We start from the raw sequence: 21,881 nt of genomic DNA on the forward strand, positions 1-21,881 counted from the left end.
GCGTCAGGGCGCCGGGGGCGTGGACGCCACCAGTCGGCTGTTCATAAGACGCTCAAACTCGGCCATCGGGCAAAGCTCTGTGCAGCCGGGAATGGCGATGTAGGTGTAGGAGGCCGGGTTGTTGGCCGTCAGCGGCTGCAACTCGCGCACCTGGTCCATGGTCTGGGACCTGTAGAAGGCGTGGACGAACTTCGCACCCGAGGAATTGGACAGCACCTCGAACCCCAGGGCGCCGCCGGGAGGCGGGTCGTCACGGGGATAGCTGGGCACCTGCCAGTGCAGATCCAGGAAGCCACCCAGATCGGCGATATTGGTGTCGTGCCCGACCAGCACGGTCAGTTTCGGTCCCGACTCCATCGCCGTGAGCATGCGACGGGCCAATGGCGAGGCCGCGCGGGCCGCGACGTAGGGCGCCCGGCCTTCGTAGTAGAATTTGAGCGAGTGGAATTCGAGCAGGGCCTCGATCTGCGCCCGCGTCAGCCGACCCCAGGCCACGTCGGCCATCGGCATGCCTTCGAGATATTCCAGCAGGAAGGTCTGGCTTGCAGTCGAGGCGATGCCGAAGGGATCGCCGACGTCCGGCCGATCCTCGTCGTTGCGGACGATGCCCGCCGGCATTCTGGAGATGTCACATCCGGCCGGGGCCTTTTCTTCGGCGCAGAAGGCGGCGGTGCAGCAGCCCAGCGCCTGATTCAGCAGGGAGAAAAGGGGGGCGTGCCGGGCGACTTCGGCCGGCATGCCGCCTTCCGGCATCAGGGCCAGCACGGCCTGGTAAGCCGCCTCCTCGTCAATCGGCACGGCCCCGGATTCCAGCGGATGAAACTCGACGTCCTCATCTTCGGAAGCGGGGAAGGAGAGGGTGATCGTGCAGCCGGGAGCCATGCCCTCGACAAGCGCCCGGGCCGTGGCCTGTGTCCGCGACTTCGAGCTCGCGGCGACAACGACGTCGCCGGCCGCAGGACACCCATCCGCGGGAAGAAGGCCGCGGCCTGCCCACTGGGTCCGGTCCCAGACCCCGACCAGCCGGACCGCGTCGTAGCCGTGCCGGGTCAGCTCGCCGAAGTCCACGGACCATGTCGGCCACGGACGGTCGGTCGTGCCCTCGGGAGTCGGCAGGGCCTTGGTCGGAGGACGCACGCCGTGACGCATCAGCATCACGACGCGTTCCAGCTTCAGGTCCGAAGCCACCGGGGCCGGATCCGAAGACCGGCACCCCGTCGACAGAGCGAGGGCCAGGGCCGCGGTTGTCAGAAGGACGCTACGCATGATCGATCCCGATCAGAACTTGAGGGACACGCCAGCGCGCACGGACCGGCCGTAGCGTTCCTCTTCCACGGTCTGGTAGGGCCGCTGTTCGGACTGGAAGCGACGGAAGCGGGCGTCGTTCAGATTCGAGCCTTCGACGAAGATCGTGACCTCGTCGCGAATGTCATAGCTCAACCGGGCGTCGAACTGGCCCAGCGCATCCGTGTAGAGGTCGTTGTTGGCCGTGGCTCCCACAGTGTCGAGGAAGCGGTCGCGGAACGAATAGGCCAGCCGGGCCGTGATGCCGTACTTCTCGTAGAAGAGCTGAGCGCTGGCGACCCGCGGCGACTGGTTGAAGAGCGGCACGGTCCGCGATTGGCCGGCCAGACCGCTCGCCTCGGATTCGATCCAGGTGTAGTTCGCGCTCACCCCAAGCCCGTCGAACGGTGAGGAGAGGAAGGTGAACTGGGTCTGGATGTTCAGTTCCAGGCCCGTGACCTCGGCCTTGTCGGCGTTAAGCGGCTGGGTGACCTGCGCCGTCGGCAGGACCTGGCCTGCGAATGTCCCGCCCACCACGGTCCGCGTGGAAGTGTAGATCGGATTGTCGATCTGCTTGTTGAACAGGCCGACCGAAATGATGCTGTCTCGCGTCAGATACCATTCGACCGCGGCGTCGAAGTTCACCGAGCGCAACGCTTCCAGATCGGGGTTGCCCAAGGCCACTGTACCGGCGCCGGAGTCGACCGAGGTCGTCGGGATGACATCGTAGTAGTTGGGACGACCTATGGCGGTGGTGATCGCGCCACGAACCACAAGGGTCTCGGTCGGCTCCCACTTCACGTTCACGCCGGGGAAGTAGTCCGTGTACTGGCGGCTCGCCTCGATGTTGAAGCCTTGCGTCAGGGTCGAGGCAAGGGTGAAGCTTTTGGCGCGATAGTCCGCTTCGGTGTGCTCCACGCGCAGGCCCGGAATGACAGTGAGGTCGCCGAAGTGGGCGGTGGCCATCATGTAGCCGGCGGTGATCTGTTCGTTCGCCTCGTAGTCGTTGACCAGCGAGTTTCCGACGGAACCGGCCTGGTCGAACGTCAGGGCAGTGGGATTGGCCGCGACATAGGCCTGGGCCAGATCATAGCTGACGCGCGGACCGAACGGATAACGACCGTCGAACACCGAGGTCCCGTCCATGTAGGCGGCGGAAGCCAGGGTGAAGCCGGCCGCGGTAAAGGCCCGTATGTCCCGTTCGTTCTTCTTGTCGCGGTCAATGATCTTGAGCCCGACCTTGACGGTGGCGTCCTCGAACATCGACAGGGGCGTTTCGTAGTCGATGCGGGCCTGGGTCAGGTTCTCAACAGCGTTGCGGACGTCGTAGTTCACGCTGCGAGCGGGATAGGTCGCGGCCAGATAGGCGGCCGGGCCGGCGGTAACCGTGTAGAGATTTTCGGAGACGTCATAGGTCCCCGGGAATGCCGTGGCGGACGAACGGAACTGCCACTCGCTGCGCAGCGGATCGTCCTTTTCGGCGCGGGTGAAGCTGAGCTGCCCCGAAAGTTCGCTGGCGTCGCCGATGTCCAGCGTGCCGCCCAGGGTCACCGTGAAGGTGGTGTCGTCCTCCTCGCGCCGGCGCACGAAGCGGGTGCCGCGGCCGCGCGTGAACGATCCGGTCGTCGCCGTCTGACCCGTGATCGCGCCGGCCGTCGCCACCGGGATTTCGATGCGGAACTGGTCGCGGGTCTCGTTGTCGGTGAAGTTGGAATAGGTGCTGCGGACGTAGAGCGACAAGGCGTCGGTCGGACGCCAGTCCAGATTGATGACGGCGCCCTGACGTTCGCGGATCAGATTGTATTCCCGGATGCGGAAGTCGTCAGGGACCTGGTATCCGTTGAGGGTGGTCCAGTTCGACGACCCCTGCAGGTTCTCCGACCGGATCGGACGGTGGGAGTAGTTGGCCGAGAGAACGAACCCGAACTGATCGTCGAGACCGAACCGTCCTCCGATCGTCGCGTCACCCTCGTAGGGATGCTCGCCGTTCAGGGCCAGTTCGCCGTACACCAGACGTGCGGTCGCGAACGGACCGCTGCGATCGAATGCGCTGAGCGTGACGATGTCGACCTGACCCGCGATGGCGTTGGCGTCGAGATCCGCGGTCAGGCTCTTGATGACCGACACGGAACCGATCAGGGCCGAGGGGATGTCGTCCAGCTTCACCTGGCGTGAATCCGGCTCAGGCGCGGCGGCGGTCTGGCCGTTCAGGGTGACGTTCGCCAGACTGGGCGCGACGCCGCGAATGATCACGTAACGTCCCTCGCCCTGGTCGTTGGCGACCGAAACGCCGGGCAGTCGTCGCACGCTCTCGCCGACGTTCTGGTCGGGCAGTTTGCCCGCATCGTCCGCCGACAGGGCTTCGACGAAGTTGTCTGCATTGCGCTTGTCCTGCAGCGCCCGCTGCTGGGCGGCCCGCTGTCCCGTCACGATGATTTCGTCGAGGGCGGTCTCGTCCTGGCCCATCGGGGGCGCGGCCTGCGCCAATGCGATTCCGGGAGCAATCAGGCAGCTTGTGATGAGCAGGGCCCGAAGGGCCGAACGACGGCGTGCGCGCATTATTTCTCTCCCCAGTTCCGACTCTGACCCCGCGAAACGGCCGTCGGCTTATTGTCCGGGAGGCTACGAACAAACTTTCTATTTAGCAATAGGGTTGGAATATCTCTTGCATATTTTATGGTGAAGCTTGGATGGCTTCAGGCGCGGCGCCCGGCTGATCCGGTAGAGGAATCGGGCGATGAGGCCCCGGCGCCAAGGTGGTGCGCCAACCGATCACCGGGACGCCGGATGTACTTCGAGCCGTATATCGCGTTGGGCGATCCAGCCGGAGACCGGGTCGCGACGCAGGGTGACGATCCCCGAGCCCCCGCGCAGCTCCTGACGGGCGCGGTAGTCGCGATCGACGCCGAACTCGCCGTCGAACACCACGTCGTCGATATAGTAGGGTCGGCGGCCCGGCTCCCCGATGAAGAGATGAACATGCGCCGGCAGTGCGCGGGACGGATAGGGCGCTGGCTTGATCGTCTCGAAGCGGTAATGGCCTTCGCTGTCCGTGCGGACCCAGCCGCGCAGCCGTCCGTGTCGACGGCTCCATTCCGTTTCGTCGGAGCCGTCGGCGTAAAGGCCAAGCGCGTTGGTGTGGTGGGCGTAGACCACGATGTCCGCCGCGGGTGTGCGTCCGTCGGCGGCGAGGACGCGGCCAGACAGGATCATGGGCTCGCCGTCCTGGTCGGGCGGCCCGAGACGAACGACCGATCGAAGCGCCGCCGCGGGACGCTCCGCCACGGCCTCGCAGCCCTCGCAGTCATAGAGATCCGCGCGAGCAGCCTGCCGGCCAAGGCCGCAAGATACCATGCCGCCTGCACAGGTCAGGCCTAGGGCGACGTCACGACGGGTCCAGGGCATCATATATTCCTCACGGAAGAGGGGAGGGTGCCGGGACGTCGCCCGGCCGCAGGGTCCGTTCGAGGAAGGCGAGGACACGCGGCCATGCGTCGGCCTGAGCGTGGGCATTGGCCTGGGCCGACCCTCCGCCTCTGGCCACTTCGCCCGTGACCGGCGCCCAGCCGTCGCCGCCGACGTCGTGACCCGCCTCCGGATAGATGAGCAGTTCGGTCTCACGTCCTGCCGACCGGCGGGACGCATGGATATTCCGCGCCATCTGGCCCGAGCGCCATTCGCGGTCGGCGTCGCCGGCGATCAGCATCACCGGTCCGGGGAAGGTCTCGACAGGAATGCGCGCCGCCGCCTCTCGCTCCGGATGGGCCGCGCGGCCGTCGTCGTGGATCTTCAGCAGATCGGCGTCGGGGCCGGCGAGCAGCCCGTCGACGAAGCCGACATAGGGCATGAAGGGCAGGGGCTGGCCCTGGAACGAGAATGAGGATCGTGTGCCCTCCGCTTCCACCATCTCGAGTCCCCAACCCTCCCAGACCAGATCCGAAGGCGCCATCGCGACGATGGACGTGATCCAGGGATAGCGGCTGGCCGCGATCAGGGCGAACTCGGCGCCTTTCGAGCCCCCGAACAAGGCGAGGCGATCGGCGTCCACATCTGGTCGGGTCTTCAGCCAGTCCCGAAGTTCGCCGATCTGGTCGATGCGGATATCGATGAAACTGCCCGGCAGGTCCGGGATCGCTTTCGGCGGACCATAGGCGCCCCAGTCGGGCGAATAGTAAGGCAGGCCCACGACCGCGTAGCCCAGCGAGGCCAGCTTGGCGCCGAACCGACGGCTCGCGTCGACACCGCCGTCAGCCCCGTGGAGGATGACGATGACCGGTCGCGGGTGTCCGCCGGGCAGCCGATAAAGCGTCGCGGACGGAAAGCCCGGGATATCCTCGGCCTCTACCGTCGCCAGCGCTCCGATGAGCCGCGTCATGCCCTGGGCTGCAACGCGGTCGCCGACGAGGGCCGACAGCCGGACTTCGCCGGTCCGCCAATCCTCGGGAAGAGGTCTGTCAGTCGGCGTCATCGACCAGAACAGGCCGGCGGCGTCCGCGCCAACATAGTCTCCCGCCGTCGGCGCAGACGTCTGGAGGTCGACGACGCCTGAGGCATCGGCCTGGTAGACCGCGCTGGAGGCATAGACCTGCGCCGGGCGACCGAACCGTCGCTCCGCACGGATCGTCACCGCTGCGTCCGGCATGAGGCCTTCCAGCCGCACGGCCACGGGTCGGCCCTGGAGGACCTCCCCCTCGGGCGTGATGCGGAACGCCTGTGCGGAGGCCTGTCCGGCGCAGCCAAGGACGGCCGCCGCCAGCAGGACGGCGAGCGCCGTTCGTCGCAGATGGAGCGTCATGGTTTGTCTCGTTCGAAGGGTTGGGCGACCTGGCCGGCAGGAGGGGTTCGCCAGTGGAAGACATCATCGACGGGGCGGCCGAAAACGAGCGCCAGCCGCATGGCCAACTCGAGGGACGGGGCGTAGCGACCCGCCTCCAGCGAAATGATCGTCTGGCGCGTCACACCCGCCGCCCTGGCGAGGGCGTCCTGCGTCATCTCGCCATGATCGAAACGCAGTCGACGCAGGTTGTTCGCGATCGCCAGCTCAGTCATCGGCGTGACCCGGGCGCGCCGCCGCCCAGTAGCCGGTCAATTGGGCGACAAAACTCGCGAGCAGGCCGACCTGAATGAGGACGACCAACAGGTTGCCGATCACGAACGGCGTGAGCGTCTCCGTGACCACGACGGGGGCGAATCCGAGGACCAGCAGCAGCACGAGCAGCAGCGCGATCAGGGTTCTGAAGCCGACATGCGCGCCACGGGCCGCCATCTCTCTGTCCCGCTCGTCCCGCTGCATGGCGCGGGGCCGCAGAAGGGCCCAGCTGACTGCGGCGCCGAGGACCAGCGTCCAATTGTCGGTGGCGAGGCTGTTGCCACGGCCGACATGGATGTCGAGGCCGGTGGCGAGCGAGGCGGTCAGATGGCTCGACAGAACCGCCATCGAGGCCATCGAATGCCAGGCGAGGCGCTCGTAAGGACCCGGCTCGTCACCCGCATCTTTGCGTCGGCGATCCCAATGCGCCCTTGTGGCGGCTGCGGACAGGATTAACACCCCGGTGCCTATCCAGCCCGGCGCGACCGGCCAGGCGGCCCACGTCCACGCCAGTCCGAACCCGAAACACAAACAACCGATCAGGACCGCCAGAATACGGGTCAAACGTCATCTCCACCAGACATGATGTAATGTCTAGCGGACAATACGTATTGTCAAGCCGACCCCCGGGGGGCGTGTCGCCGTCGGGAAAGAGCACCATGACCAGGTGCGGCAGACGTCCGCATCCGGCCGAAGGCGTCAGCTCCCGAAGCGACAGAGATCGTGATCCTGAAGCGAATGAAACATTGGCGATCCGTATAGTCGGGGACATGAGGCCCCAAACCGCCGGTCGGTAGAACAAGGGCTCCAACCACAGGAAGCTCTCCATGAACACGACCATTCGCAAGTTCCTTCCCGCCGCGATCGGCGCCCTGGCTTTGACCGCTGTCGGCGGCGTGGCCTTCGCAGCCGTCCAGTATGGCGACGAGGCCGATGAAGTCGCCGCCGCGCGCGCCGCCACCGTTTCCATGGCTGAAGCCGTCGCATCGGCCGAGCGTGGCGCAGGCGGCAAGGCGCTCGAAGCTTCGATCGAGATCGACCGCACCGGCGCCTACTACGAAGTCACCGTGGCGACCGATGTCGACATCAAGGAAGTCACCGTCAGCGCCACCGATGGACGGGTGCAACAGATCGCCGTAGACCGCGACTAGGCTGACAGGGAGCGCGTTGCGTCGCTTCGACGGGAGACCAGCATGAAGGTTCTCGTGGTCGAGGACGACCCCCGCATTGCCGACTATGTCTGCGACGGCCTGCGCCAGCAGGGTCACGTCGTGGATCACGCCGGAAATGGACGCGACGCGCTTTTTCTCGCGCTCGAACCAGGACACGACGTCCTGGTCATCGATCGCATGCTGCCGGGCATGGACGGGCTGGCCGTGGTCCGGGCGCTGCGCGGCTCGGGGTCGGGTGTCCCTATCCTTCTGCTAACGGCGCTCGGCGGGATCGATGACCGGGTCGAGGGTCTGAACGCCGGAGCCGACGACTATCTGGTCAAGCCTTTCGCCTTTTCGGAGCTCTCGGCCCGCCTTGCCGCCCTGGCCCGCCGTCCTGCCATATCGGCGCAGCAGGAGCAGACGGCGCTGAAAGTGGGGGAGCTGAATCTCGACCTGCTGCGCCGCACCGTCGCGCGTGAGGGCCGGCCGATCGAACTTCAGCCCCGTGAGTTTCGGCTGCTGGAGGTGCTCATGCGCCACGCAGGGGAGGTCGTGACCCGCACCATGCTGCTGGAGCAGGTGTGGGAGTTCCATTTCGATCCGCGCACAAACATCGTCGAGACCCACATCAGCCGTCTGCGCGGCAAGATCGACCGCGGGTTCGACAGCCCGATGCTGCACACAGTGCGCGGCGCGGGATACAGCCTGCGTGGCTAGGCCCCGGCTCTTCGGATCGGCCGCCTTCCGCCTCGCGGCGGTCTATGCGGTCATCTTCGCGGTCTCGGCCGCCGGTTTGCTTGGCGCCGTCTACATTTCCGTCAAAGAGTACGATGAAGCGCGTCACCGGGCGATCGTTCAGACCCAGTCGGTCAACCTGCTGCGCGAGGCCGACGAGGACGGGCTGGAGGAAATTCTCGAACACCTGTCGTCCCAGGACGCCGACGATCAGGACCGGCCCGACAGCTTTCTTCTCATAGGGCCCGATGGGAAGGTTATGGCCGGTGATGTCCGGCTGGCCGACACGCCTCCGGGCCTGTCACACCTCACTCTGGTTCAGGATCAGGGCGCGCGACTGCCCATGATGGCGGTGCGAGCGAATGTGCAGGGCGGCGTGCTGGTCGTGGCCAGCGACATCGAGGACCTGCGCACGCTTCAGCGCGAGATGCTGTGGTCGTTCGCCTGGGCCGGCGGCCTTACCGTGATCCTTGCGATCATCGGCGGCGCGGCCACCAGTATCCTCTTTCGCAGCCGGATAGGAATGGTCACGCGAACGACCCGGCGTATCGTGAGCGGCGAGCTGTCCGAGCGTGTTCCGGTCTCTCGCAATGATGACGAGTTCGATCGCCTCGCGGTCGACGTGAACGCCATGCTGGATCGGATCGAGGGTCTGATGGAAGGCCTGCGTCAGGTCTCCAATGACGTGGCGCATGACCTCCGCACCCCGTTGACCCGGTTACGCCAACGTCTGGAAGCCGTTCGCAGCGGACCTCAGGACATCACGCTTTATCAAGCCGCGCTCGACTCCGCCGTGGAGGACACCGACGAGATACTGGCGACCTTCGCCGCATTGCTGCGGATCGCCCAGATCGAGGCCGGCGCGCGAAAGGCGGGGTTCCAGCGTGTCGATCTGAGTCGCGTCGTGGGCAACGTGGTCGAGGCCTTTGCGCCGTCGGCGGAGGACCAGGGTCGAGAACTGACCGCGAGCCTGGAGCCGCACCGATCGGTGGCCGGCGACCCGGAACTGCTGACGCAGCTCGTATCCAACCTGATCGAGAATGCCCTTCGACACACGCCGGAGGGGACGCCGATCGACGTCGCGCTGTCATCGTCAGCAACGGTCATCGACATCACGGTGTCGGATCGCGGACCCGGCGTGCCAGATGCCGCGAGAGGCAAGGTGTTCCGACGTTTCTATCGAGGCGATGCCAGCCGTGGGTCGGCCGGCAACGGTCTCGGTCTGGCGCTGGTCGCGGCGATCGCAGATCTCCACTCGGCGAGGATCGAGCTCAGCGATAACCATCCCGGCCTGAACGTGCGGGTCTCGTTCCCCGCGCTTCCCTGAGCGGTCAACGGGGTTTGCCCACTCCCGGAATGGCGCGCGCAAAAGGGCAGGCGAGGGAAATCCGTCACGCTGTGCAGTTCCACACCGAAGATGTGCACGGCCTCCCGCGAGGCGCATATCACCTGGAAGCCTGGCGAGGTCGGCTTTGCGGAGCCGGCGGCGTTCGGTAGAAAGATCGGTGCCCTCAACTGATCTGATTTACAGCATCGACGACCTCAGAGTTCTGGCGCGCCGTCGCCTGCCTCGTCCGATCTTTGACTATCTGGAGGGTGGCGCAGACGCTGAATGGTCTCTGGCCCGCAATGTCGATGCCTTCGCAGATTACCAGATCGTCCCGGACGTTCTGACGGACGTGTCATCGATCCAGACCGCGACGACCATCTTCGGACAGCCTGCCGCGTGGCCGCTCATGCTGTCCGCGACAGGCCTCACCCGAATGTTCCATGGATCCGCGGAGCCTGCCGTGGCGCGGGCCGCAGCCGCTCAGGGCATTCCCTACTGTTTGTCCACCATGGGCACCACGCGGCTGGAGGATCTGGCGGCCGCGGTTCCCGTGCCGATGCTGTTCCAGATCTATGTGTTCAAGGATCGCGGGCTCACACGTGAGTTCGTCTCACGATGCCGCGAGGCCGGATACGCGGGACTTTGTCTGACGGTCGACACGCCGATCGCGGGCAATCGGCTGCGTGATCGCCGAAGCGGTCTGTCTCTGCCGCCCAGGTTGACGCCGCGCTCCCTTCTCGATTTCGCCCTGCATCCCGGCTGGTCGATACCCGCGCTGACGGGGGCGAGGTTCGATCTGGCCAACGTCAGTCACAGAACGGAAGCCCTGGCGGCCAACCCGATGAGCCTGTTCGACTTCATTGGCCGTCAGTTCGACCCCGGCCTGACCTGGCGCGATGTCGAATGGCTCGCCTCCGAGTGGAACGGTCCTCTTGCAATCAAGGGGCTGATGACGCCGGAGGACGCCACCCGCGCAATCCGTTCGGGTGCGAGCGGCGTGATCATCTCCAATCACGGCGGCCGCCAGCTGGATGGTTCGCCTGCGCCGATCGATCAGGTCGCCGCCGTAAGAGATGCGCTCGGCGACGGGCCGGACGTCATATGCGAAGGAGGAGTTCGACGTGGGTCGGACATCGTCAAGGCCCTCGCCCTGGGCGCGACCGCCTGCTCGATCGGACGCCCCTATCTCTACGGTCTGGCGGCGGCAGGCGAGGCTGGCGTGGCCCGATCGCTCAAGCTGCTGCGTGACGAATTTGAACGCACACTCGCCTTGGCCGGAATAACAGGCCTTCCAACCTTGGCGAGGCGCCATATCAGACACAAACCGCAGTCATACGCAGCACGACAATGAAGGTCGCTCCCCGAGGCGGGTGAGGCGATGCCGTGGCCCAGTCCTCTTCCGCTGCAAGCCATTGCTGTCGAACGGCACAGAGATTTCGCGCCGGATCAATTCGCCTCGCGGTAATCAGGTCCGGAACTTCCGGAGTTGAGCCGTGACAGACTACCCCCTTGTCGAGACCACCTCCGGGCCGGTGCGCGGGATCAGGATGCCGAGCTGCGCCCGATTCCTTGGCATTCCCTATGCTGCTGCGCCGGTAGGCGATCGACGGTTCGCCCTTCCGCAACCCCATGCGCGGTGGACGGAGCCTTTCGATGCGACCCGGCACGGACCGACGGCGCCCTATCAACTGGCGAAATTCGACGCCCTGGATCTGGCGCCGCTGGTTGGCGAAGGCTGGATCAAGGGCGACGACTATCTGAACCTCAATATCTGGACGCCGAACGAGACGGCGTCGGGATTGCCAGTGCTGGTTTTTATCCACGGCGGGGCGTGGACGGGCGGGTCAGGCGCTGCGCCCGTGCATGACGGGGCGGCCTTCGCGCGCGACGGCGTGGTCTGCGTCACCATCAACTACCGGCTCGGCATCGACGGCTTCCTGCCCATCCCCGGCGTCCCGACCAACCTGGGTCTGCGCGACATGATCGCGGCCCTTGCCTGGGTCCAGCACGAGATCGCGGCTTTCGGCGGCGATCCGAAGAACGTCACCGTGGCGGGGGAATCCGCCGGCGCCATGTCGATCGGCGACCTGGTCGTTTCGCCCATGGCCAAGGGCCTGTTCCGCCGTGCCATCATCCAGAGCGGCCACGGGTCGATGGTCCGTTCGATCGAGACCAACCGCAAGGTTGTCGCCAGGCTGGCCAGGATGCTGGGCGTCCCCGCGACGGTCGAAGGCTTCCGCACCGTCTCGGCGCAGGACGGTCTGAACGCGCTGGACAAGGTGCAGCAGCCGGGTGCGAAGCTGGACTTGCGCGATGCGCGGGGCCGCGAGCCGGCCTATGGGCTCAGCCGCTTCCTGCCGGTGTTCGGCGACGACGTGATCCCGATCCCGCCGCTGAAGGCGCTGGATCAGGGCGCGGGGGCCGAGGTCGATGTGCTGATCGGGTCCAACCTCGAGGAGATGAGCATCTACCTGGTGCCGACCGGGGCGAAGAAGAAGATCAACGGCCTGCTGGCCTGGTTCATCCTCAGTCGCGTGGAACCCAAGGCCGGGCGGATGCTCAAGGCCTACAGGAAGAAGGGGCGTTCGGCGGGTGATGTGCTCAGCGACGCGCTGACCGATCTGGTGTTCCGCTGGCCGGCGCGGGTGTTCGCCGCGCGACACAAGGGACGGACGCATTTCTATGAGATGGGTTGGCGCTCGCCGGCCTTCGACGGAGAGCTGGGCGCCTGTCACGCGGTGGAGATGCCGTTCGTGTTCGATACCCTGGCGACCGGCGCCGGGCCCAAAGGCTTCCTTGGCGAAAATCCGCCGCAGGCGCTCGCCGACAGCATCCACAAGGTCTGGGTCGACTATGCCCGCGACGGCACAGCGCCTTGGGCGGAGTACGAACCCGGGACGCGTCAGGTCTACCGCCTCGACCTCGGCAAGGCCGTTCGCGACCCCGACGTCCCGGCCGCCAACCTGTGGCGCGAGTAGGTCGTCATGTATCTCGAACGCTTCCGGGTGGACGACCGCGTCGCCCTGATCACAGGCGGGGCGAGCGGCATCGGCTTCTCCTGCGCTGAAGCTCTTGCAGAGGCCGGGGCCCGGGTCGTCATCGCCGACCTGAGGCAGACCGTCGTCGACGCGGCGATTCTGGCCCTGACCGCGAAAGGCTATGCCGCCGAGGGCGTGGTCATGGATGTGTCGGACGCCGAGGCGGTCCAGCGGACCGCGGACGATGTGGTCGCGCGCCTCGGCCGGATCGACATCCTCGTCAACAACGCCGGCATCGCCCGCAGCGAGATCGCGGCCGAGGAGATGGAAGACGAGCGCTGGCTCAACGTCCTCGACGTCAATCTGAACGGGACCTTCTGGTGCGCGCGCGCCTTCGGTCGGCACATGTTGGCGCAGGGCTCGGGCAGTATCGTGAATGTCGGCTCGATGAGCGGCTTCATCGTCAATAGGCCCCAGGGACAGGCCCACTACAACGCTTCCAAGGCGGCGGTGCACCAGTTGACGCGGTCGCTGGCGGCCGAGTGGGGCGCGCGCGGGGTTCGGGTGAACGCGGTGGCGCCGACCTATATCGCCACGCCTCTGAACGCTTTCGCCGACCGTGAGGCGCCGATGTACAGGCGCTGGATCGACTCAACGCCGATGGCGCGTCTGGGCGAGCCGGAGGAGGTTGCTTCGGTCGTGCTGTTCCTGGCGTCGGACGCGGCGAGCCTGATGACCGGCTCCATCGTGCTGGTCGACGGCGGATACACCTGCTGGTGACCGAGGCCGGGAAGGGCGACAGTCCGCTGATCGCCGGGATCGAACTTGGCGGGACGAAATGCGTCTGCGTGCTCGGCACGGGGCCGGAAGATATCCGGGCCGAGGCGCGGATCAAGACCACGACGCCGGTGGAAACGCTTGACGCCATCGATGCGGTAATGCGCCGCTGGCAGGACAAGCACGGCTTTCAGGCGGTCGGGGTCGCGAGCTTCGGGCCCCTGCAACTCGATCCGGCGTCGCGCGATCACGGCCGCATCGTCAGCACGCCCAAGCCCGGCTGGAGCGGCGCAGACGTGCTGGGGCGGGCAAGACGGTGGGGCAGACCGGTCGGCTTCGACACCGACGTCAACGCCGCCGCCTTCGCCGAAGGACGTTGGGGGGCGGCGCAGGGGCTGTGGTCGTTTGCCTATGTGACGGTGGGTACGGGCATCGGCGTCGGCGCCGTCGTGCAGGGTCGCTCGATCCGGGGGTTGGGGCACGTCGAGGCAGGGCATCTTCGCGTCCGTCGTATGCCGGGCAGCACGTTCGCCGGGGCCTGCCCCTTTCACGGCGACTGCGTCGAGGGGGTGGCGTCCGGACCGGCGATCGCCGCGAGGTCGGGCTTTCCGGCGGAGCAACTGACCCGAAACGATCCGGCCTGGGACGAGGTCGTCCACGCGCTGGCGGGGCTGTTCCACAACATGGTCCTGACCCAGGCGCCCGAGCGCATCTTGATGGGCGGCGGCCTCGGGATGGGGCAGGGGCATTTGCTGCCCCGAATCCGCCTGGCTCTGGTTGAGAGTCTGGCCGGCTATGCGCAAGGATCTCAGATCGCCGAGGGCATCGACGCCTTCTTGACCCACCCCGGCCTCGGGCATCGTGCGGGTCCGATGGGGGCTTTGGCGCTGGGCCTGCGGGCCATCGAAGGAATGATCACAGACAGACCTATCTGAAAGGTCTTGCAAGACCTGTCAGATAGGTTCACCGTCCTCTCAGCTCTCGCAGAAGAGCGGGGAGGACGCATCGTGATTTCAGATAATGTTGTGCCCATCGGCGCGCCGTCGTGCATCATCGTTTCGCCGGAGATGACAATCCTGCGCGGGCGCGGTCCTCTGAAGCCGACCTCGGCGCCGGATAACGCGATGGCGATCAGCTTCGACATGAGCGACGCCAGTCCCAGCCTTACGGTTGTCGGCGCCGACCGAGTCACCGAATTGCTGGCCCGGGGCGACGGTGGTTTGCGGGTGATCCTGCTTCTGGCACCGGATGTGGTGTCGCGGATCGACGGCCAGTCCCGGCCGGCGGCGGACGCGTTTGCGATCTACTATCTGCCCTGCGAACTTCGCGCGATCGCCCTAGCTGTGCGCGATTGCCAGAGGCGGGGCGAGGCCGCGGAGATCTATCTGGCGGCCAAGAGCATCGAACTCATCTATGAAACCTGGGCCGTGCTGGACTGCGGAACGCTGACGCCGATGGCTCCATCAAGCGACCTGTCCCAAGCCGACTGCCGCCGGATCGCCGCGGCGCAAAACCTGATCGAGGCGCGCTGGCACGAGAAGCTCTCGCTCGACGAGGTCGCAGCCCAATGCGGCCTGAACCGGGAGAAGCTCACACGCGGTTTCCGCCAGATGTTCTCCTGCTCGGTGGCCGAGGCGATCGCCGAGCGAAGGCTGACCCAAGCCAGCCGCATGCTGCTGACGACGGACCTGCCGGTCTCCTCGGTCGGTTACGAGAACGGCTATATCAACAACGCCAGCTTCGCCCGGGCCTTCGGGCGGCGGTTCGGCGTCTCGCCTTCCGACTTCCGCGCCCGTCACCTGGCGGCTTGAGCTTATGACCATGACCCTGACCGAGGCCCCCGCCCAAATCTTCGCCGGTGACCCCGGGTCGCGCGTGGACTTCGCCATTCGCGCGGTCACCGACCACATCCGCGAGAACGGCATGCGTGTCGGAGACAGCCTTCCGGGCGAGGGGCATTTCGCTGATCGGCTGGGTGTCAGCCGAGCGGTGATGCGCGAGGCCTTCGGCGCCCTGGCGGCGCTGCGGCTCATCGATGTCGCCAACGGGCGCAAGGCACGCGTCGGGGCGATGGACGGCTCGATCATTGCCGCCTCGCTCGATCATGCGGTCAGCACAGCCCAGATCACGGTGCCCGAAATCTGGGAGGTTCGCCGGACCATCGAGGTCAAGACGGCGGCTCTTGCAGCGGCTTGCCGCACGGACGAAGAGGCCGACCGCATCGTTGCCCTCGCCGCCGAGATGGTGCGTTCCCGCGACGACATGCCGACCATGACGCGCATCGACATCGCTTTTCACGAGGCCATCGCCAAGGCGAGCCACAACGCCCTGTTCGTGCAGATCGTCGCCTCGTTCGCGCCCCTGATGGAGGTTGCGGTGCCGGCGGCGTGGCGCACCCGCAAGGCCGGGTCCGAACCCGACGTCATGCTGGAACGGCACCGTCGCGTGGCCGAGGCGATCCGCGCCCGCGACCCGGCCGCGGCCGCCGCCGCCATGGAGGATCACTTCGATGCGGCGGTCCGCAACGACCTGGCGGCGGGCGGCGCCAACTGATCCTTCCGATAGGCACACTGACCGACCTTTCAGATAGGTTGGCGGTCTCGTAGCCTTCTCCCAACAGCGACCGGGATAACTCCGGCGCATCCCGAGGGGGACCCAGGAATGCACTTCAAGCTCTTGCTCGCCACCAGTGCGGCCGCCGTGGCTCTGACCGCCGGAGCCGCCTCCGCCCAGAGTGATCAGTCCGATCCCGGTGCGAGCCAGGTGGACGACGTGGTCGTCACGGCGCGTAAACGGGAGGAACGCCTGCAGGACGTGCCGATCGCCGTCACTGCTGTCTCGGGCGAGACCCTCGAGCGCGAACAGATCAACCTGGTCAAGGACGTCGCCGCCCTGACGCCGGGCCTGAACATTTCGTCCGACGCCGTCGGTCGCGCCTTCATATCCATCCGCGGCGTCGGCACGACCCTGATCGACACCGTCCAGCCCGGCGTCGGCATCTTCATCGACGGCATATACCAGCCGAACACTTCCTACCTGAACAGCCCCGTCGTCGACGTCGAGCGCATCGAAGTCCTGCGCGGTCCGCAGGGCACTCTGTTCGGCAACAACACTCTGGGTGGCGCGATCAACGTCGTCACCCGCGCCCCGACGGACGAATTCCAGGGCCGCGCCACGGCGACCTACGCCGGGCCGGACAACTACCAGACCTACGGAGCCAGCATCAGCGGCCCGATCATTGAGGGTTCCCTGCGGGGCCGTCTTGCCGCCAGTTACCACACACAGGACGGCTTCTCCGAAAACACCCTGGCCGGCGGCAACGCGCGTCCGCTTGAAACGCAATCGGTCAACGGGACGCTGATCTGGGAGGTCCCGCAGGCCCAGCGCACCGAGCTCAGCCTGAATGCCTATTTCAACCGCGTCACCGGCTCGCAGACCGCCTACTCCCGTGCGACGGGTCCGACTGACTACGTTCAGGACACGCGGCTGAACCGGAACTCGACAGCCCAGTACGACTACGCCGGCGTCAGCGCCAAACTGGTCGTCGACCTGGACGCCAGGACCACGATGACCGGCATCCTGGCCTACGACAGTAAGGAAGGTCAGGCCTCGGGCGATGGCGACTTCGGCCCCGTGCCCATCATCAACGTCGTCTCGGGTCACAACGATCGCGAGACCTACACGGGCGAGGTCCGTTTCGACACGGCGTGGTCGGATCGATTCTCGACTCTGATCGGCGTCTTCGCCAACGAGTCGACCAGCACTGACGACGTGTCGCGCACCATCGATCTGGGCCTGCTGCTCGGTATCGCACCCGGTGGCGCCGTCGTGGTTCCCAGCGTGACCACTCAGACGGACGAACTGCAGTCCCAGGCGATTTACGCCAACGCCTTCTACGACCTGACCGACACTTTGGAACTGTCAGCGGGCATCCGGTTCGACCATCAGGAAGTGAACGTCACGGGTCGAGGCGAATACACCGCCGACGAGTGGCAACCCCGTGTCACCCTGGCCCAGCATTGGACGCCGAACCACACATCCTATGCTTCGATTGCGCGCGGTTTCCGTGGCGGCGGCGCCAACACCCCGGGGGCGCCCAACCCGTTCTGGCAGGGCGACTCGGTCTGGACCTACGAGATCGGCGACAAGTTCACCAATGACAGCCGCACCCTGACGGTGAACACGGCAGTCTACTACAACGACTACAGCCACTATATCGGTCAGAACTCGCTGACGCCGGCTCTGGTCGCGGTCAACCTGAACACCGGCGACGTCGAGGCTTATGGCGTCGAGGTCGAGGGCGTCTGGACCCCGAACGAGACGTTCCAGCTGCGTGCCGGCGGCACCTACAACCACGCCCGCATCACCGACGATTCGGAATACAGGGCCGTCATCGGCACGGGTCTGGCTACGGACCGCATCCTGTTCCAGCCCGACTGGCAGGGCTTCCTCACCGCCAGCCTGACCTATCCGGTCGGGTCGGGCGAGCTGCGCACCGACCTGACCGCCAGCTACAAGGGCGAGCGCGTGGGTTCCAGCCTGAGCCCGACCTTTGCCCCCACCCTGGATGGCTACACCGTCCTCAACGCCAATGTGGCTTACCAGTGGGACAACTATACCGTGGCCGTGTTTGCGACCAACCTGCTGGATGAGGATTACTACGACTCGTACCTCGACAAATCCCTGTTGGGCGCCTTCGGCTTCCCGGCGGCGGCGGTCAGCGATCTGGGCATCATGGGTGACGGCCGCCGCGTCGGCCTCCGCCTGAACGCCCGCTTCTAGAGCCTGAGAGGGAAGGGAGCGGCGACGTGAGCGCCTTGCCGACATCGGGACTGGACAGGGGGGCGCTCGCGCCTGAGCTGCTCCAGTCCCTGCGCGCCGTGCTCGGCGATCGTCTGCACCTGAGCGAGGCGGTTCGCCGGCACCACGGCGCCAGCGAGACCCATTTCGAGGTCATGCTGCCGGACGCGGTCGTGTTTCCGCATTCGACGGAGGAGGTCGTCGCCGTGGTCAAGGCCTGCGTGGCCCACGACACGCCGGTGGTCCCCTACGGCGCCGGGACCTCGATCGAGGGCAATACGACTCCGGTCCGAGGCGGTGTCACCATCGACCTGTCCGAGATGAACCGCATCGTCGAGGTGCGGGCCGAGGACTTCGACGTGACGGTCGAGGCGGGTGTCCGGCGTGAGCAGCTGAACGAGCATTTGCGCGACGTCGGCCTGTTCTTCCCGATCGATCCCGGCGCCAACGCGACCATCGGCGGCATGGCCTCGACCCGCGCGTCGGGCACCAATGCGGTGCGCTACGGGACCATGCGCGAGGCGGTCCTCTCGCTTCGGGTCGTGACACCGGAGGGGCGTGACATCCGCACGTCGCGCCGAGCCAGAAAGTCGGCGGCGGGTTATGATCTGACCCGGCTGATGATCGGATCCGAGGGCACTCTGGGCATCATCACCGAGGTGACCCTGCGCCTGCACGGAATTCCCGAAGCGATCCTGTCGGCGGTCTGCAGTTTCGACAACCTGTCGGGCGCCTGCGACACGGTGGTCCAGGCCATCCAGCTCGGCGTGCCGCTGGCGCGGGTGGAAATCCTCGACGACGTTCAGATGCGGGCCGTCAATGCCTGGTCCAGGCTCGACTACCCCGAGAAGACCACCCTGTTCTTCGAATTCCATGGCTCGGAACGCTACGTCGAGGAGCAGGTGGAGACCGTCTCCGCCCTCGCGGCCGAGAACGGCGGGTCGGAGTTCCAGTGGTCGAACCTGCCCGAGGAGCGCGCCCGCCTGTGGAAGGCCCGGCATGAGGCCTACTATGCGGCGGTCGGCCTCAGGAAAGGCTGCGTGGGCTGGCCCACGGATGTCTGCGTGCCGATCAGTCGCCTCGCGGAGTGCATCGTCGAGACCAAGAAGGATATCGAGGCGGCGTCGATACCGGGCCCGATCCTGGGGCACGTCGGGGACGGCAATTTCCACGTCGTCTTCGTCGTCGATCCGAACCGGCCCGAGGAAATGGCCGAGGCCGAGGCGCTCAACGCGCGGCTGGTCCGCCGGGCGCTCGACATGGACGGCACCTGCACAGGCGAGCACGGCATCGGCCTTGGCAAGCAGGACTGGCTGGTCGAGGAACTGGGCGAGGCGGTCGATCTGATGCGCGCCATCAAACGGGCGCTCGACCCCGGGGGCCTGTTCAATCCCGGCAAGATCTTCAGCCTGTGACCCATCCGTCGAACACGCGTCGGCTCGTCGATACGCAGCTCCTGCCACTGCTCGACGCCTGGCCGAAGATCGATCTGCACGAGGGGCTGCTGGCCGACCTGCGCACCGCCGATCGTCTGCCGATGCCGGAGCCTTCGGAAGCGGCGCAAGCCGTCGTGCTGGAGCGGCACGCGGCGTCGGGTCCGGACGGGGACGTCGGATTGCTGGTCTACCGTCCGGCTGCGGCGACCACACCGGTCGCGTGCATCTTCCACATTCACGGCGGCGGTTATGTCATCGGGGCGGTCGACGCCCAGGAGGCGCAGCATCGCGAGATGGTCGCCGGGCTGAACTGCGTGCTGGTGACCGTCGACTATCGCCTGGCGCCGGAGACGGTCTTCCCCGGCGCGATCGAGGACTGCTACGCGGGGCTGGCCTGGGTCTTCGCCCACGCGGAGGCGCTGCAGATCGATCTGCGTCGGATCGGCGTAATGGGTGAGAGCGCTGGAGGCGGCCTCGCGGCGAGCCTCGCGCTGCTGGCGCGGGACCGGGGTCAGTACGCGCTCGCCTTCCAGCATCTGATCTACCCGATGATCGACGACCGCACCTGCGTGCGCGCCGATCCGCATCCTCATGCGGGCGAGTTCATCTGGACACCGCACAACAACCGCTTCGGCTGGACCGCCCTGCTGGGTCAGGCGACGGGCGGGGAGGGGATCAGTCCTTACGCCGCCGCCGCGCGGGCGGATGACCTGATCGGCTTGCCTCCCGCCTTCATCGCGACGGGCGCGCTCGACCTCTTCCTCGAAGAGGATATCGAATATGCCCGCCGCCTGTTGCGCGCCGGCGTGCCGACCGAGCTGCATGTCTATCCCGGCGGCTTCCACGGCTTCGACTTCGACCCGACGGCGGAGATTTCCGCCAACGCCCGGCGTGACAGCCTTGGCGCGCTCTCCCGTTTCCTGAAGGGCGCCTGAGCGCGCCGGAGGCCTGACCATGGCGATCCTGACCGTAGATCCCACCGCGCCGGCCTCAGCCGCAGTCGGGGAGCAACCGCTTCGCAAGACGGCCTGGCGAGCCGTCATGATGGTCTCGTTGATCGTCCTGATCGCCGGCATCGTGCGTCTGGCCTTCTCGCCGGTGCAGGAGGCCGCCAAGCTCGAACTGGGTCTCAGCGACTATCAGATCAGCCTGATCCAGGGCATCGCCGCAGCCTTGCCAATGGCCATCATCGCCATCCCGCTGGGGTGGCTGACCGATCATTCCAAACGGTCGCGGCTCATGTTGATCCTCGGCCTGTGCTGGACCGTGGGCATGATCTGCAGCACCTTCGCCAACGACTTCGCCAGCCTGTTCGTCGCGCGTATGCTCGCCGGCGTCGGGACGATGAGCCTGATCCCCGTGGCTGTCTCGGTGCTGGCTGACCTCTCCGCTCCGACCCAGCGGGGGCGGGCCATGCTGTTCCTCGGCATGGGCAACACGCTCGGGCCGGCGCTGGCCTTCGTGCTCGGCGGAGCCCTGTTCACCGCCTTTTCGGGAACTCTCGACCTCCCGGGGCTGACGCTGTCGCCCTGGCGCGAGACCTCGCTCGTCTTCGGCGTCGTCAGCGCCGTGGCGATCCTGGCCCAGTTCGCCATCCGCGAGCCGGCGCGGCACGAGGTGGAAAACGCCAGCGCCGATCTCGGGGTCATGCTCAAGGCGCTGGGCAAGCGCTGGAAGTTTCTCCTGCCGCTGTTCGTCGGGCAGATCAGCGTCATCATGGCCGATGCGGCGGCGGGTGTCTGGGCGGTGCCGGTCATGCAGCGCGACCTCGGCCTGACCGTTGGCGAGGCCAGCGGCATGCTGGGCGGAATGCTGCTGCTCGCGGGCGTCCTGGGTCCTGTGATCGGCGGCTTCGTCGCCGATCGGGGTCACAAGAGTTCGCTGCGCGGGGGCATCCTGCTTGGAGCCGTTATCGCCTCGGCCGTCGGCGTGCCGGCGGCGATTTTCCCGATCATCACCTCGGTTCCGACCTTCGCCATCGTCCTGTTCCTGCTGCTCGCGGCGGGCTCGATCACCGGGCTGATCACCGCGACCGCCATCGCCGTCCTGGTGCCGAACGAGGAGCGTGGCGTCTGCCTCGGCGCTTTCATGATCCTCGGCGCCCTGATCGGTCTGGGCGTGTCTCCGGTGCTGGTCACGCTCGGCAGTCAGGCGCTCGGCGGCGAGGCCCACCTGGGCCTGTCGCTCGCCATCGTGGGTGTCGTGACGGGCGCAATCTCGCTGCTCGGGTTCATGATGGCGATGAGGAATGCGCCTGCGCCGGTCGTCGCCGTCGAACAACCCTAGGCGAAGAACGGG

Annotated in this window: 19 protein-coding genes; 13 read left to right on the forward strand and 6 right to left on the reverse strand. The window is 66.6% G+C overall.

All coding sequences use genetic code 11. The annotated features are described in order from the left end of the window. Positions 1-3 precede the first annotated feature (3 nt). The 6 genes from ACQY68_RS07335 to ACQY68_RS07360 form a co-directional block, all read right to left on the reverse strand. Positions 4-1,266: a histidine-type phosphatase gene (locus ACQY68_RS07335; RefSeq protein ID WP_428152390.1), complete on the reverse strand. Its 1,263-nt coding sequence runs from the start codon at positions 1,264-1,266 to the stop codon at positions 4-6. Positions 1,267-1,278: 12 nt separating this feature from the next. Further along, positions 1,279-3,843, reverse strand: coding sequence for a TonB-dependent receptor (locus tag ACQY68_RS07340; protein WP_428152391.1), 2,565 nt, complete (start codon positions 3,841-3,843; stop codon positions 1,279-1,281). Between the two features lie 213 nt (positions 3,844-4,056). Continuing rightward, entirely contained in the window at positions 4,057-4,497 is a 441-nt protein-coding gene (locus tag ACQY68_RS07345; RefSeq protein WP_428152392.1) for a hypothetical protein, read from the reverse strand. A 202-nt stretch (positions 4,498-4,699) separates the two neighbouring features. Then, the gene (locus tag ACQY68_RS07350) at positions 4,700-6,079 is read right to left on the reverse strand and encodes an acyl-CoA thioester hydrolase/BAAT C-terminal domain-containing protein (RefSeq protein ID WP_428152393.1); all 1,380 of its coding nucleotides are present in this window, start codon (positions 6,077-6,079) and stop codon (positions 4,700-4,702) included. Then, positions 6,076-6,333 carry a helix-turn-helix transcriptional regulator gene (locus tag ACQY68_RS07355; RefSeq protein ID WP_428152394.1) on the reverse strand — a complete coding sequence of 86 codons (258 nt, stop codon included), beginning with the start codon at positions 6,331-6,333 and terminating at the stop codon, positions 6,076-6,078. Before ACQY68_RS07355 ends, ACQY68_RS07350 begins: the two co-directional genes overlap by 4 nt. Further along, complete coding sequence (locus tag ACQY68_RS07360; protein WP_428152395.1) at positions 6,326-6,937, reverse strand: hypothetical protein; 612 nt, start codon at positions 6,935-6,937, stop codon at positions 6,326-6,328. The genes ACQY68_RS07355 and ACQY68_RS07360 overlap by 8 nt, the downstream gene beginning before the upstream one ends. A gap of 263 nt (positions 6,938-7,200) precedes the next feature. Between ACQY68_RS07360 and ACQY68_RS07365 the strand changes: the two genes are divergently transcribed. From ACQY68_RS07365 to ACQY68_RS07425, 13 genes are all read left to right on the forward strand, one after another. Then, the gene (locus tag ACQY68_RS07365; RefSeq protein ID WP_428152396.1) at positions 7,201-7,524 is read left to right on the forward strand and encodes a PepSY domain-containing protein; all 324 of its coding nucleotides are present in this window, start codon (positions 7,201-7,203) and stop codon (positions 7,522-7,524) included. Between the two features lie 42 nt (positions 7,525-7,566). Continuing rightward, positions 7,567-8,244 carry a winged helix-turn-helix domain-containing protein gene (locus ACQY68_RS07370; protein ID WP_428152397.1) on the forward strand — a complete coding sequence of 226 codons (678 nt, stop codon included), beginning with the start codon at positions 7,567-7,569 and terminating at the stop codon, positions 8,242-8,244. Further along, the gene (locus ACQY68_RS07375; RefSeq protein ID WP_428152398.1) at positions 8,237-9,589 is read left to right on the forward strand and encodes a sensor histidine kinase; all 1,353 of its coding nucleotides are present in this window, start codon (positions 8,237-8,239) and stop codon (positions 9,587-9,589) included. The genes ACQY68_RS07370 and ACQY68_RS07375 overlap by 8 nt, the downstream gene beginning before the upstream one ends. 145 nt (positions 9,590-9,734) lie before the next feature. Then, on the forward strand, positions 9,735-10,943 hold the full coding sequence (locus ACQY68_RS07380; protein WP_428152399.1) for an alpha-hydroxy acid oxidase: 1,209 nt from the start codon (positions 9,735-9,737) through the stop codon (positions 10,941-10,943). A gap of 142 nt (positions 10,944-11,085) precedes the next feature. Further along, on the forward strand, positions 11,086-12,570 hold the full coding sequence (locus ACQY68_RS07385; protein WP_428152400.1) for a carboxylesterase/lipase family protein: 1,485 nt from the start codon (positions 11,086-11,088) through the stop codon (positions 12,568-12,570). Between the two features lie 6 nt (positions 12,571-12,576). Then, positions 12,577-13,350, forward strand: coding sequence for an SDR family NAD(P)-dependent oxidoreductase (locus tag ACQY68_RS07390; RefSeq protein ID WP_428152401.1), 774 nt, complete (start codon positions 12,577-12,579; stop codon positions 13,348-13,350). Continuing rightward, positions 13,347-14,282, forward strand: coding sequence for an ROK family protein (locus ACQY68_RS07395; RefSeq protein ID WP_428152402.1), 936 nt, complete (start codon positions 13,347-13,349; stop codon positions 14,280-14,282). Before ACQY68_RS07390 ends, ACQY68_RS07395 begins: the two co-directional genes overlap by 4 nt. A gap of 6 nt (positions 14,283-14,288) precedes the next feature. After that, positions 14,289-15,158, forward strand: coding sequence for a helix-turn-helix domain-containing protein (locus ACQY68_RS07400; RefSeq protein ID WP_428152403.1), 870 nt, complete (start codon positions 14,289-14,291; stop codon positions 15,156-15,158). A gap of 10 nt (positions 15,159-15,168) precedes the next feature. Next, entirely contained in the window at positions 15,169-15,900 is a 732-nt protein-coding gene (locus ACQY68_RS07405) for a FadR/GntR family transcriptional regulator (protein ID WP_428152404.1), read from the forward strand. A 108-nt stretch (positions 15,901-16,008) separates the two neighbouring features. Continuing rightward, a complete protein-coding gene (locus ACQY68_RS07410; protein WP_428152405.1) occupies positions 16,009-18,129 on the forward strand; it encodes a TonB-dependent receptor in 2,121 nt (706 codons plus the stop codon). A gap of 26 nt (positions 18,130-18,155) precedes the next feature. Further along, positions 18,156-19,562, forward strand: coding sequence for an FAD-linked oxidase C-terminal domain-containing protein (locus ACQY68_RS07415; protein WP_428152406.1), 1,407 nt, complete (start codon positions 18,156-18,158; stop codon positions 19,560-19,562). Continuing rightward, entirely contained in the window at positions 19,559-20,518 is a 960-nt protein-coding gene (locus tag ACQY68_RS07420; RefSeq protein WP_428152407.1) for an alpha/beta hydrolase, read from the forward strand. The genes ACQY68_RS07415 and ACQY68_RS07420 overlap by 4 nt, the downstream gene beginning before the upstream one ends. Positions 20,519-20,537: 19 nt before the next feature. Continuing rightward, on the forward strand, positions 20,538-21,869 hold the full coding sequence (locus tag ACQY68_RS07425; protein ID WP_428152408.1) for an MFS transporter: 1,332 nt from the start codon (positions 20,538-20,540) through the stop codon (positions 21,867-21,869). The last annotated feature ends 12 nt before the right edge of the window (positions 21,870-21,881 follow it).

Source organism: Brevundimonas sp., assembly GCF_965278935.1.
Lineage (GTDB): Bacteria > Pseudomonadota > Alphaproteobacteria > Caulobacterales > Caulobacteraceae > Brevundimonas.

Excerpts from the sequence above, each read along its gene's own strand:
- ACQY68_RS07335 (WP_428152390.1), bottom strand. The coding sequence starts at position 1,266 with ATGCGTAGCGTCCTTCTGACAACCGCGGCCCTGGCCCTCGCTCTGTCG.
- ACQY68_RS07340 (WP_428152391.1), bottom strand. The coding sequence starts at position 3,843 with ATGCGCGCACGCCGTCGTTCGGCCCTTCGGGCCCTGCTCATCACAAGC.
- ACQY68_RS07345 (WP_428152392.1), bottom strand. The coding sequence starts at position 4,497 with ATGATCCTGTCTGGCCGCGTCCTCGCCGCCGACGGACGCACACCCGCG.
- ACQY68_RS07350 (WP_428152393.1), bottom strand. The coding sequence starts at position 6,079 with ATGACGCTCCATCTGCGACGAACGGCGCTCGCCGTCCTGCTGGCGGCG.
- ACQY68_RS07355 (WP_428152394.1), bottom strand. The coding sequence starts at position 6,333 with ATGACTGAGCTGGCGATCGCGAACAACCTGCGTCGACTGCGTTTCGAT.
- ACQY68_RS07365 (WP_428152396.1), top strand. The coding sequence starts at position 7,201 with ATGAACACGACCATTCGCAAGTTCCTTCCCGCCGCGATCGGCGCCCTG.
- ACQY68_RS07370 (WP_428152397.1), top strand. The coding sequence starts at position 7,567 with ATGAAGGTTCTCGTGGTCGAGGACGACCCCCGCATTGCCGACTATGTC.
- ACQY68_RS07390 (WP_428152401.1), top strand. The coding sequence starts at position 12,577 with ATGTATCTCGAACGCTTCCGGGTGGACGACCGCGTCGCCCTGATCACA.
- ACQY68_RS07405 (WP_428152404.1), top strand. The coding sequence starts at position 15,169 with ATGACCCTGACCGAGGCCCCCGCCCAAATCTTCGCCGGTGACCCCGGG.
- ACQY68_RS07410 (WP_428152405.1), top strand. The coding sequence starts at position 16,009 with ATGCACTTCAAGCTCTTGCTCGCCACCAGTGCGGCCGCCGTGGCTCTG.
- ACQY68_RS07425 (WP_428152408.1), top strand. The coding sequence starts at position 20,538 with ATGGCGATCCTGACCGTAGATCCCACCGCGCCGGCCTCAGCCGCAGTC.